Source organism: Faecalibacter sp. (genome assembly GCF_057177045.1).
Genome location: NZ_CM169987.1, coordinates 531599 through 543672 on the forward strand (window position 1 = coordinate 531599; position 12074 = coordinate 543672).

Below are 12074 nucleotides of genomic sequence, written 5' to 3' on the forward strand. Positions count from 1 at the left end.
TACCATATTTCTTAAATGCAAAACCACTTCGAATGAAGTGGTTTTTTTTATTCATAAAATTCGACTTCTTGAAATAAATCATCCACAAAGTCATTTAAAACCTGTAAATGTTCTTTTGCTAAATTTTGTCCAATTCGGGTGGCAATATATGTACCTATACCAATACAAAGGGCAACCGGAACACTCCAAACCCAATGACTTTCACCATTGACGATATATTCAGAAAGGGCATAGGAACCTAAAGTTAAGAGCAACGCTCCTGATAATCCATACATAAACATAAAGAACGTCCATACATTGGGACGAGGACCTATAATGCCACGTACTACAGTGTGCTGTATGTTATCCTCATCTTGTTCCCATCGTATTTGTAATTGTGGGGCCCAGAATTGTTCTTTTTCCTTCCTTAAACGTACCATAGCAAATTCTTTATTCGCGTAACCGCCAATTGCTTTTGAATTGTTTTCTAAATGTTTTTTGATCAATTGAATTAATTCTTCTTTAGAAGCTTTTGTATAAACTTTAAATCGAGGACGGCTTCTTAGGGTTTTAATTCGTACTTTGTTGTGCATAGGCGCTAATGGTTTGTCTTAAATTTACAATAAAAATCAACATCATGAATAAAGAAGTAAATAATTCCTACGAAGAAATTTATCAAATTGTAAGAGCCATTCCTAAAGGAAAGGTTTGCACGTATGGAATTATAGCCCAACTCATGGGTAGTGGATTTTCCGCTCGTGTGGTAGGTTATGCTTTAAATCAAGTTGTTTTGGAAGATCAAGTTCCTGCACATCGTGTGGTGAATCGAAATGGTATTTTAACGGGACGTCATCATTTTAATCCACCGGATCAAATGCAAGGCTTATTGGAACGGGAAGGGCATAAAATTATTGATCATAAAATAGTGGATTTCAAAGGTGTGCTTTGGGATCCACGTTCAGCGGAAGATTTTTTGTAACAATAATACACTTCTTCTTACTAACTTTGCAAATTCAACGAAACATCAACATGGAATACTTATTACAAGCAGAAAATTTAACACGTAGATATAAAGATAAAGTTGCTTTAAATAACTTTAGCATTAATATTCCACAAGGTTCTATTTATGGTCTACTTGGGCCGAATGGAGCAGGGAAAACGACTTTTATTCGTATCGTAAATCAAATTACTGCGCCTGATGAAGGTAAGATTTTCTTGAATGGGGAACCTTTAACCAAAAAATCAATTGCACAAGTCGGGTATATGCCTGAAGAACGTGGATTGTATAAAAATATGAAAGTGGGTGAGCAGGCCATTTATTTTGCTCGATTAAAAGGACTTTCTGCGCATGAAGCTCGAATTCGTACGACATATTGGTTCGAAAAACTAGGCATCATGTCCTGGTGGGACAAAAAATTAAGTGAATTATCCAAAGGAATGGGACAAAAAGTTCAATTTGTCGTTACGGTAATTCACGAGCCTTCATTACTTATTTTCGATGAACCCTTTTCAGGATTCGATCCTGTAAATGCTCAAGTGATTGCCAATGAAATTTTAGAACTGAGAGACAAAGGCACAACCGTTATTTTCTCAACTCACCGTATGGAATCGGTAGAAGAAATGTGTGATCATGTAGCGTTGATTAATCAGTCCAACAAAGTTTTAGATGGTACGATTGAAGAGGTGAGAAACCAATTTAAATCAGGAGAATATGCTGTTGGAATTGAACACCTATCGGCTGAAGGACTTCAAATGTTAGAAAAGAAATATCACATCCGAACAATTGAGAAAAAAGGGAACTTGACTTCTTTTCAAATGATGATTGATAAAACATTAAATTCTAATGTTGTATTGAAAGAATTAATTGAAATGGGGCATATATCACAATTTAAAGAAAAAATCCCATCGATGAATGATGTGTTTTTACAAGCCGTTAAACAATCCAATGCCAACGCCAAATAATTATTACTAATGAAAAATATTATACTTGTCGCATCGCGAGAATTTTTATCACAAGTCAAGAATAAGGCCTTTATCATCATGACGATTTTGTCTCCACTGCTACTTGTGGGTGCAGGAGGATTTATTTTTTGGTTGAATTCAGCCAATAATTCAGAAGTAAAAAATATTGCTGTTATTGATGAAAGTGCCCAATTTATCACAACTTTTAAGTCAGATGAAAATATGATTTTCAATATCTATACTCCATCTGAAGCAAAAGCGATTAAGGATACATTGAGTGGAAGCGAGTATTTAAGCGCATTATTAGAGATTCCTGCAAATACGGATGGAAATTTTGAACATATTGAAAAGAATACGAAAATTTCAACGAATGGGAATTTAGGAATTACCAATCGAGAAAAAATTGCTGGAATGATGTCGGATTTCATCGAAGAATCCCGTTTAAAACAATCCGGTATAGATCAAACGGCATTAAAAAATACCACTTCAAATGTGTCTCTGAATGTGTATAATGTTAAAGAAGGGAAAGAAGATAAAGGCTTAGAATTAAAAATTGCTTTAGCTGGTGCTTTAACTTATATCATTTTTATGTTCATTATGATTTATGGTGTGAAAGTGATGCGTTCTGTGGTAGAAGAGAAAAACAATCGCGTAATTGAAATTATTATTTCATCAGTTAAGCCTTTCGAGTTAATGTTGGGTAAAATTTTAGGAACAACGCTGGTTGCCGTGACCCAATTTTCCATTTGGATCGGGATGACCATTGGTTTATTATCCATTTTTCCAATGTTAGTATCTAGTCGAATGGATATGGCTCAACAAGCTTTAGATCAGCAAGAATTAATGGAAGCGAATCCTGATTTAATGCAAATGGCCGCTGAAACGAGTGAAGTGTTATTGTCGTTTAATTATCCTTTGATTATCTTCACTTTTATCGTGTACTTTATTCTAGGATATTTATTTTATTCTTCAATTTTTGCAGCTATAGGATCTGCGGTTGATAATGATACCGATACCCAACAATTTACATATTTTCCATTAATTCCTATGAGTATTGGATTATATGGCGCATTTACGAGTTTACAAAATCCTGATGGTCCAGTTGCCTTTTGGGTATCAATGATTCCATTAACATCCCCGATTGCAATGATTACACGTGTCCCTTTTGATATTCCGATTTGGGAACTCGCATTATCTATTTTTATTCTTTTGTTGAGTACTATTGGAATGATCTTATTGGCTTCAAAAATCTATCGCATTGGAATTTTAATCTATGGTAAAAAACCAACGCTAAAAGAAATGTTGAAATGGATTACATATAAAAACTAAAAAAAGAGACTCCATGGAGTCTCTTTTTTTTATTCATTCTCACCACTGTTTTTCATTGCGGTCAGTAATTGGTAAGCTCCTTTGTCCATGATATGTTCGTTAATCGTTTATGAATGTAAATGCTATCATTACCGCAAATACATTGTACTTTTAATAAGTATTGAGGATTTTATAGCAATGATTATTGTTGAACATTTCATGTCCTCTAAGATAAAGCAATAATGATTTTATAATTCCAATTAAAGTGGTATAAAAATTACGTTAAAAGGATATTCGTTTTAACTTTGAAAAAACTATACATATGATTAATCCAAATTATCGTTTACTTGTCATTAGTACAAGTACAATTCATGGTAGTGGATATTTAGAATATATCAGAGAAGAAATTATTGATTTTCTACAGACTGATGAATTATTGTTTATTCCATATGCACGTCCTTCTGGAATTACACATGACGATTATACATCGAATGTTGAGCACGCCTTACAACCATTTCATATAAAGGTTACAGGAATACATACGTATGAAGATCCAAAAGAAGCAATTCGTCAAGCAAAAGCAATATTCATTGGAGGTGGAAATACGTTTTTACTTTTAAAAACATTGTACGAATTGGGATTGGTTGAAGAACTCCGTGATACTGTAACGAAGGGAACACCATATATGGGAAGTAGTGCAGGAAGTAATATGACAGGATTAACGATAGGTACGACGAACGATATGCCGATTGTTTATCCACCAAGTTTTGATGCGTTACAATTCTTACCTTTTAATATCAATCCTCATTATTTGGATCCAGATCCAAACTCAACACATAAAGGTGAAACGCGTGAAACGCGTATCCATGAGTTTCATCAATTTAATTCCCAAACAGTCATTGGATTGCGTGAAGGAAGTTGGTTACGTGTAGAAAATGGATCTATAGAATTAAAGGGTGTATTAACTGCACGAATTTTCAAACCGAATCAGGCGCCTGTTGAAATTCCCTCAGGAATTTTAAAGGAGGAAATTTATTTATCATAAAAAAAGCGACCTCTTCAGGTCGCTTTTTTTTAATATTATGATGTTTATTTTATTTCTTTTTAGAAACCATTTGATCTGCTAGTTGAACAGCTTTATAAGCGTCTACGACTCCACCGGTAACAGAAATTTCTTTTAACTGATCATTTTTATTAACTGATTCCATAATGATTTGTTTCACTTGAGAAGCCGTTAAACTAGGATAGTGTGACCAAATTAAAGCAGCTACACCTGCTACGACAGGAGATGCCATAGAAGTTCCAGAATTTGATTTGTATTTTCCATCACGTGTTGGAATGGCAGAATAAATTTCAGAACCTGGAGCAAAAACGTCTACTGATTTTTTACCGTAGTTTGAGAAACTTGATTTTAAGACTAATGGATCACTTGTAGAAGATCCCACCGTAATCACGTTATTTGAAACAGCTTCCCCTTTGTCGTTATAAACTGTAGGGTAGTGAATATCTACATCAATGTTTAAATCATCGTTTCCTGCCGCTTTAATCAATAATACTCCTTTCTTTTCAGCATATTTAAATGCATCCCATACGACTTCTTTGTCTGGAGAATAGGCTTTACCGAATGACATATTTAATACTTTTGCCCCTTGATCTACAGCATAACGAATCGCATTGGCAACATCTTTATCACGTTCATCACCATTTGGTACAGTACGAACTGAAAGAATTTTTACATTTCCATCTCCAGCAATTCCATCCATTCCGATTCCATTATTACGCTTTGCAGCAATAATTCCAGATACATGTGTTCCGTGGTTTGAGTCAGGTCCATCAACATCATTGTTTCCATAGATGTGTTCTTTGATGTTTTCATAATTGTCACCTACAATTGCACGTGGATCATAATCTAGGTTTAAGTGATAATTGACCTGATCTTCGTAATGCTTAGCGACTTCACCAATTTCACTCATTACTTCAGCACCAAATTCTGTCATGGTTTTCCCTTTCCATGCTTCTGGCGGAACCATCGCAAATAACATCATTCCTTGTTTTGAAACTTCCGATTGAGGTTGGAAAGAAAGCATGAATTCTTCAGTCAATTTCTTATCTCCAATTTCTTTTACTAACGCATCAACAGGTGTTTTTAAATTATCATAAATCATACGATATTGACTTGCGTTAGGTTTAGCCTCCGCTAATTTTTCTTCGTATTCTTTTTTCAATTGTGTGTATGATTCATATTCCTTCGTGAATTTTGTTTTGTTGGATTCAGCATTTTTATCTGTTTCAAACATTTTTTTGTATTTCACTAAGAGACGAGTTAATTCCATGGTATCAGCATCGACATTCTTTCCATCTTTACCACCAATAAAATTCCATCCATGGAGATCATCAATGTATCCATTTTTGTCATTATCAACCCCATCTTTCTTTTCTTTAGGATTCACCCACACATTGTCTTTTAGATCTTCATGCGTTACTTCAACTCCTGAGTCTAACACTCCAACCACAAAAGGTTGAGCTTTGATTTTTTTATCTTTTAAAAATTGTAAGGCTTTATCTGTGTTTACTCCATAGATTCCTGACTCTTCGAATGACATATGATGCCATTTTGTTAAATCAATATCAGTTCTTGGAGTTGTTTCTTGTGCGATAGAGATAGTAGATACTAGTAAAGCAAATGCTAAACTAAATAGTGTTTTTTTCATATTTATTTTGAGTTTAATTCAATCGATCGACGAATGGTATTTCTTCTTTCGAAATTACGAAGTTTATTTTAACAAAAAAGGCTCCAAAATGAATTGAAGCCTTTTTTTATTTAAAAAATTAAGATTATTTTAATTTTCGTTGTTTGTAAATTTCTTCAGCACGTTGAACTGCTTTGTATGCGTCAACAACACCACCAGCAACAGAAATATCTTTTAATTGCTCGTTTTTGTTAACGGTTTCCATTAAAATAGTACGGATATCAGCTGCTGATAATTTCGGATAATGTGACCAAACTAATGCTGCTACACCCGCTACTGCAGGAGAAGCCATAGAAGTTCCGTTTAAGAAACGGTATTGGTCACCTCCTGGATAAGTAGCATAAATTTCTGCTCCTGGTCCAAAAACATCTACTGATTTTTTTCCATAGTTAGAGAATCCTGCTTTTAATTTATCCGCCACGCGAGTTGAAGCACCAACCGTTAATACGGCATTTGATACCACTGTTCCATCCGCTTTAAAGTTCGTAGGGTAGTGGATGTGTTGATCAATGTCTTCGTTGCTGTTTCCTGCTGCTTTAACAATTAAAACACCTTTATCGGCTGCATATTTAAATGCATCCCATACGATTTCTTTATTTGGAGAATAAGCTTTTCCAAAAGACATGTTTAAAATTTTAGCTCCATTATCAACAGCATAGTAAATAGCATTGGCAACATCTTTATCACGTTCGTCTCCATTTGGAACTGTACGAACTGACATAATTTTCACGTGGTTACCACCTGATGTCCCTTCGTTTCCGATTTTGTTCCCGCGAACTGCTGAGATAATTCCTGCTACGTGTGTACCGTGTGAAGACTCAGGTCCATTAGAATCGTTGTTCCCGTAGAATCTCTCTTTTAAATCATTTGGATTGTCTACATCTTTACGATCCACTAAATCTAAGTTATAGTGAGATGTTAATGCGTCACCTTTTGCTTGACGACGTGCCATTCCTAAGTAAGAATCAGCTACCTGTTTCATGGTTTTACCTACCCATTGTTCTTCTTTTAATTCACCAAAAATCCATAACGATTCGATGATTTGAGAATCTGTTGGTTGATATTTTGCAATGATGTCTTTAGACAATTTTGTATCGCCAAATTCTAATACCATTTTATTTAACCCTGGCTCAATTGCATTTAAACGAGCTTGAGCAACTTGTTGGTTGTATTTTGCTTTTCCAACAGCGCCTAAATATTCCTTTTTAAGGTTTAAGTATTCAGCATATTCTGTTGGATTTTTAACGATGGCATCATGATTTTTTTGTTGATCATATGTCTCATATTTCTCCGCTAATTTTTTATAAATGCGCGTTAACTCAACAGTATCATCATTGTAGTTGATTCCTTTCGCTGTTCCTAAGAAAGACCAACCATGTACATCATCAATGTATCCGTTTTTGTCGTCATCGATTCCATTTCCTGGAATTTCTTTTTTATTAACCCACATGTTGGCTTTTAAATCCTCGTGAAAATGTTCCACACCAGAATCTAATACACCAACCACTAAGTTTTGTGGTTTTCTCTTTTTATTTTTTAAAAATTCTAAGGCTTTTTCTGTATTTACTCCGTAAACACCAGTAGTTTCAATATCGGCATGATACCAAGATTCTTTTGGTACTTCCACTGATTGAGCTTGAGCAAAACCAATAGAGAAAGCGAACGATAATGCTAAAACTAATTTTTTCATTCTTTATGTTTTTTTATAAATTTTTCAAATAGATTGCAGCGTGAGGTCCTTCACTAAATAAAATATCCAAGATGCTTAATCCTGGTGTGAATCCAAATTTTTCATCAAATACTTGAACATATTCAGGGAAGTGGATCGCAGGTTCTTTTTTAGCACTGTATTTATTTCGGAAATCAAAATCAGTTTCTAACACTTGAAATGATGAGGTATGGGTTACCGTTGTATCGATTTTTAATTTCGATAAAATAAATTCAATTGTGCGTAAATTCAGATCCAATAAGAATTTCTCCTTTCGATCATAGAATGTTGCGATCTCATCTTCGTAGTATTCGAAATAAGGTGAGCTTAAATACGCTGAACGTAATGACTTGAAATGTTCTTTTTGCCAATTGTGATCGTAAGATGGTTTGATGTCTTTCATGTTACGCGAACCATCATGATGCATTGGAATGGTTAATGGTAATTTTCCATTTGCACCTAAAATATTGCATCGGTTACGATAAGTCTGTTTCTGAAAATTTTCACATACTTCGATCTCAATCGTTTCACTTTTTACCATATCAGCATAGTAATCAATCGGTCCAAAGTAAAAAGCTGGAAATGTATTTTTCATTTCAAATGTATTCTAATATTTATTTTTTTGTTTTTCTTTTCTTGCTTTCCAAATGTCATATCCAATCCATCCGATAAAAGCAATTAAGACATAAATTCCGTATGAAGTTTTGTTAGGATTATCATTGTTGATCGATGTAAAGAAACGGCTCCAAATGAATTTTTGAGGGGCATCTTCAAACATTCCATTCATATTGGCCCAAATTAAAATTGGTCGACCAATGATATGATCTTCAGGAACGTAACCAAAGAAACGTGCATCTAAGGATTGGTTTCTGTTGTCTCCCATCATAAAGAAATAATCCTGTTGGATTTGGTATTTATTTGTCTTTTGATCGTTGATAAAAATATCGTATTTACCATTGGTAGAATCTACTTTTAGACTGTTCTTTTCGTACTTACGAATTACATTGATGTATTGAGGTAAAGTTTCTTTGTTGATTTCTACAATATCTCCTTTTTTCGGGATATATAATTTCCCGTAATTATCTTCGTTCCAGTTTTTATTTACAGGGAAAATCGTATAAGTACTATCGATTTGGTTTCCATAACGGATGCGTTCAGTTTTCTTCCCTTTTGGCATTAAATAAGGCTCAACTGATGTAATGTTTGAATTTCCTTTAAGTGATGTTACATGTTGATCAGATAATGCAGCGAAATAATATACATATTCGTTTCCTTCTTGTGTTCCATTATAGTCTGATGGTATTAAACCATACTCTTGATACAAAATTGAAGGCGATAATTGAACTTTAGAAGTGACTTTGTAAGCGTGTTGAACATGTGCATCCAATTTAGGTTGGAATTTTTTACCATTAACATATAAAATTCCATTACTAATTTCTACCGTTTCACCCGGCATCCCCACAAGACGTTTCACATATGCATCTTTACGATCAATCGCTGTGTAAACCGAATCGGTAGGGTAGTTGAATACAACAATATCATTTGATTTTAAATCTCTGAAACCAGGTAAACGCATATAAGGTAAACGTGCTTTATCCACGAATGCATTACGATTGATAAACTCTGAAAAGGGAATACCAATAGGCGTTACAGGTACGCGTGCTCCATAACTTACTTTTTCAACAAATAAAGCATCTCCAATTTTGATGGTATTTTCCATCGATCCTGTTGGTACAATCATAGGCTGAATGAACCAATTGTGAACTAAAGTTGCTAATACCAAAGCGAAAATAAGTGAAGAGACAATTGTTGAGGTACGTTTCTCTGGACCTAAATATTTTGGATGATCTTGATAGTTGATGGCAAAAATGTATAATCCTAAAGTTAAAACCATAATGATTTTATCTTTCAATTCGATTTTACCATAAGAATCCGCTAAATCTACATAAAGTACTAGCCAGAAAATTGGCCCTACAATCGGTAGATAAAATAATATAATCCACCATTTCGGGCGTTGGATAATTTGCAATCCGTTCCAGATGTTAAGAAATGGAATAAAGGCTGACCATGCGGGTTTACCTGCATTTTTGAATAATTTCCAAGTTCCGGCTCCAAATAGAATATTATAAAGAATGAAACCTATAATCCAATAAATGATTAGTGACATAACGTGTTGTTATTAGTAGTTTTTAATTAAGTTCTAAAACATCTTTCATGGTGTAGATCCCTTTTCTGTTCCAAATCCATTCTGCAGCGATCACTGCTCCAAGCGCAAAACCTTTACGTGAATGGGCGGTATGAGAAATTTCGATGGTGTCTACAGCACTTGTATATTGTACAATATGAGTTCCTGGAACATCTTCGATGCGTTTTGCTTCGATCGAAATTGTAGATGGTCCTTCTTGATCCATAGACCAATTTTCATACGTTGAGTTATCAATAATACCTTCCGCAATTGTAATCGCTGTACCCGATGGAGCATCTAATTTTTGAGTATGATGAATTTCTTCTAAATGGATATTGTATTCATTTCTGTATTTATTCATCATACGGGCCAATTGTTGATTTAATTCAAAAAACAAATTAACACCCAAACTAAAATTAGAAGCATATAAAAATGCAGTATTATTGGCTAATGCCATTTGATTAATTTCTCCTTGTTTATCTAGCCAACCTGTTGTACCACAGATGGTTTGAATACCTGATTCAAGTAATACTTTAAGATTATCGTATGCATATTCAGGACGAGAAAATTCGATGGCAACTTCGACGTCTTTTAATTCTTCAACGGTAGGAGTATGAGAAATCTTCAACACGACTTCATGTCCTCTTTCTACCAATATTTCTTCAATGGCTTTACCCATTTTTCCATATCCAATTAAACCTACTTTCATTGTGTGTTTTTTTTAAAATTTAAAATTGATGTTTAAACCTATTGCAGGTTGAAATGACATTTGATCCTGAATTACGGTGGGTTGAAATGTAAAATCGGGATCATTTTTAATGCTAAATAAATGTGCGTCGACTGTCGCATCGACGATATTTAAAATATACGCAAGAATGGTCAAGGCCATAGCATAATCACGGTTTCGTTTGTATTCATCTTGATAAACTGCTAATTGTTCTGCATTTAATATTCCTGAATATTCATGCGTTCGACCATCTAATTCAGCCAAATAAGCGGATCTAAATTTGTTTTGTAATCCGTTGTAGTATGATGTAAAACCAATACCTGTTCCTATAAGTCCCCATGCGATTGGAGCCTTCCACCATTTTTTATTATAGATTTGACCCGCACCTGGTAATATAGCAGAGTATAAAGATGCACGAATAGGGCTTTTATCTTTAAATTCGAAATTTAATTTCTCTTTTGTTGCAATGGTGTCTACAATTATTGCTTCATCCATTGTAATTTGTTGTGAAAACCCCAACTGAGCCATCAGAACAAATGCGATTGCTAATCCTTTAGTTTTCATTCAAAAAACTTCTTAATCGTTCAAATTCTTCATCCGAAGTAAAATCAATAATGATTTTACCCTTTCCATTCTTAGCACGTTGAATTTTCACATTGGTATTTAAACGTTTTTGGAACGTATCCAAAGCGGTTTGATATGCCGATGGTAACTCAACTTTTTCTTTTTCTTTAGGATCAACTTGTTCACCTGATTTTATGGCTTTAATCAATTTTTCGGTCTCTCGAACGGATAAATTATCTTTAACAATACGTTCGTAAATATCAAATTGAACATCAATATCTTCGATTGCCATTAATGCACGACCATGTCCCATTGATATCATACCATCACGAATACCAGTTTGTATAATAGGGTCTAATTTTAATAATCGTAAATAGTTGGTAATCGAAGAGCGATCTTTTCCTACACGTTTGCTTAGTTCTTCCTGTGTTAATTTGATTTCTTCAATCAATTGTTGGTAAGATAATGCAATTTCTATCGCATCTAATTCTTGGCGTTGAATATTTTCCACCAATGCCATTTCCAACATCTCTTGGTCGTTCGCTAAGCGAATATATGCAGGAATAGTGGTTTTATGAGCCAATAATGAAGCACGAAAACGACGTTCACCAGAAATTAATTCGTAAGTGCCGTCGTTCTTTTTGCGTACAGTGATGGGCTGTATAACCCCTAATGCTTGTATTGAAGTAACTAAATCTTCTAAATTTCTTTTATCAAAGTTCGTTCTTGGTTGCCAAGGGTTAGCTTTGATTTTATCTAATTCAATCTCAATAATATTTCCAACTAACTTCTGTGCTCCAGCATCAGTGGCAGATTGTATGGTTGGTTCATCTTTTAAAAGAGCAGATAATCCACGTCCTAAACGATTATTTTTGATTGGTTTTGCCATTT

General features: G+C 34.3%; 12 protein-coding genes. 4 read left to right on the forward strand and 8 right to left on the reverse strand.

All coding sequences use genetic code 11. The annotated features are described in order from the left end of the window. Positions 1–47 precede the first annotated feature (47 nt). Positions 48–572: a hypothetical protein gene (locus AC1QSP_RS02400; RefSeq protein ID WP_484079617.1), complete on the reverse strand. Its 525-nt coding sequence runs from the start codon at positions 570–572 to the stop codon at positions 48–50. A gap of 44 nt (positions 573–616) precedes the next feature. Between AC1QSP_RS02400 and AC1QSP_RS02405 the strand changes: the two genes are divergently transcribed. The 4 genes from AC1QSP_RS02405 (at position 617) to pepE (ending at position 4294) form a co-directional block, all read left to right on the forward strand. Continuing rightward, complete coding sequence (locus AC1QSP_RS02405; RefSeq protein ID WP_484079618.1) at positions 617–958, forward strand: MGMT family protein; 342 nt, start codon at positions 617–619, stop codon at positions 956–958. A 50-nt stretch (positions 959–1008) separates the two neighbouring features. Further along, on the forward strand, positions 1009–1941 hold the full coding sequence (locus AC1QSP_RS02410) for an ABC transporter ATP-binding protein (RefSeq protein WP_484079619.1): 933 nt from the start codon (positions 1009–1011) through the stop codon (positions 1939–1941). A gap of 9 nt (positions 1942–1950) precedes the next feature. Then, positions 1951–3270 carry an ABC transporter permease gene (locus AC1QSP_RS02415; protein ID WP_484079620.1) on the forward strand — a complete coding sequence of 440 codons (1320 nt, stop codon included), beginning with the start codon at positions 1951–1953 and terminating at the stop codon, positions 3268–3270. A gap of 301 nt (positions 3271–3571) precedes the next feature. Next, positions 3572–4294 (forward strand): dipeptidase PepE, encoded by a 723-nt coding sequence (gene pepE, locus AC1QSP_RS02420; RefSeq protein WP_484079621.1) that lies wholly within the window; start codon positions 3572–3574, stop codon positions 4292–4294. A gap of 49 nt (positions 4295–4343) precedes the next feature. Here the strand turns inward: pepE and AC1QSP_RS02425 are convergent, their stop codons facing one another. The 7 genes from AC1QSP_RS02425 to AC1QSP_RS02455 form a co-directional block, all read right to left on the reverse strand. Continuing rightward, positions 4344–5960 (reverse strand): S8 family serine peptidase, encoded by a 1617-nt coding sequence (locus AC1QSP_RS02425; protein WP_484079622.1) that lies wholly within the window; start codon positions 5958–5960, stop codon positions 4344–4346. Between the two features lie 124 nt (positions 5961–6084). After that, complete coding sequence (locus AC1QSP_RS02430) at positions 6085–7689, reverse strand: S8 family serine peptidase (protein WP_484079623.1); 1605 nt, start codon at positions 7687–7689, stop codon at positions 6085–6087. Between the two features lie 13 nt (positions 7690–7702). After that, positions 7703–8302 carry a WbqC family protein gene (locus AC1QSP_RS02435; RefSeq protein ID WP_322969958.1) on the reverse strand — a complete coding sequence of 200 codons (600 nt, stop codon included), beginning with the start codon at positions 8300–8302 and terminating at the stop codon, positions 7703–7705. 12 nt (positions 8303–8314) lie between these two features. Beyond that, on the reverse strand, positions 8315–9874 hold the full coding sequence (lepB, locus tag AC1QSP_RS02440; RefSeq protein ID WP_484079624.1) for a signal peptidase I: 1560 nt from the start codon (positions 9872–9874) through the stop codon (positions 8315–8317). Positions 9875–9896: 22 nt separating this feature from the next. Next, positions 9897–10601, reverse strand: a complete 705-nt coding sequence (gene dapB, locus AC1QSP_RS02445) for a 4-hydroxy-tetrahydrodipicolinate reductase (protein ID WP_484079625.1) — start codon at positions 10599–10601, stop codon at positions 9897–9899. 12 nt (positions 10602–10613) lie between these two features. Further along, the gene (locus AC1QSP_RS02450) at positions 10614–11183 is read right to left on the reverse strand and encodes a DUF5683 domain-containing protein (protein ID WP_484079626.1); all 570 of its coding nucleotides are present in this window, start codon (positions 11181–11183) and stop codon (positions 10614–10616) included. Next, a complete protein-coding gene (locus AC1QSP_RS02455) occupies positions 11173–12072 on the reverse strand; it encodes a ParB/RepB/Spo0J family partition protein (protein ID WP_322969954.1) in 900 nt (299 codons plus the stop codon). The genes AC1QSP_RS02450 and AC1QSP_RS02455 overlap by 11 nt, the downstream gene beginning before the upstream one ends. Positions 12073–12074 lie beyond the last annotated feature (2 nt).

What these genes read in the sequence shown, in the direction of transcription:
- AC1QSP_RS02400 (WP_484079617.1), bottom strand. Translation starts at nt 572, where the DNA reads ATGCACAACAAAGTACGAATTAAAACCCTAAGAAGCCGTCCTCGATTT.
- AC1QSP_RS02405 (WP_484079618.1), top strand. Translation starts at nt 617, where the DNA reads ATGAATAAAGAAGTAAATAATTCCTACGAAGAAATTTATCAAATTGTA.
- AC1QSP_RS02410 (WP_484079619.1), top strand. Translation starts at nt 1,009, where the DNA reads ATGGAATACTTATTACAAGCAGAAAATTTAACACGTAGATATAAAGAT.
- AC1QSP_RS02415 (WP_484079620.1), top strand. Translation starts at nt 1,951, where the DNA reads ATGAAAAATATTATACTTGTCGCATCGCGAGAATTTTTATCACAAGTC.
- pepE (WP_484079621.1), top strand. Translation starts at nt 3,572, where the DNA reads ATGATTAATCCAAATTATCGTTTACTTGTCATTAGTACAAGTACAATT.
- AC1QSP_RS02425 (WP_484079622.1), bottom strand. Translation starts at nt 5,960, where the DNA reads ATGAAAAAAACACTATTTAGTTTAGCATTTGCTTTACTAGTATCTACT.
- AC1QSP_RS02430 (WP_484079623.1), bottom strand. Translation starts at nt 7,689, where the DNA reads ATGAAAAAATTAGTTTTAGCATTATCGTTCGCTTTCTCTATTGGTTTT.
- AC1QSP_RS02435 (WP_322969958.1), bottom strand. Translation starts at nt 8,302, where the DNA reads ATGAAAAATACATTTCCAGCTTTTTACTTTGGACCGATTGATTACTAT.
- lepB (WP_484079624.1), bottom strand. Translation starts at nt 9,874, where the DNA reads ATGTCACTAATCATTTATTGGATTATAGGTTTCATTCTTTATAATATT.
- dapB (WP_484079625.1), bottom strand. Translation starts at nt 10,601, where the DNA reads ATGAAAGTAGGTTTAATTGGATATGGAAAAATGGGTAAAGCCATTGAA.
- AC1QSP_RS02450 (WP_484079626.1), bottom strand. Translation starts at nt 11,183, where the DNA reads ATGAAAACTAAAGGATTAGCAATCGCATTTGTTCTGATGGCTCAGTTG.
- AC1QSP_RS02455 (WP_322969954.1), bottom strand. Translation starts at nt 12,072, where the DNA reads ATGGCAAAACCAATCAAAAATAATCGTTTAGGACGTGGATTATCTGCT.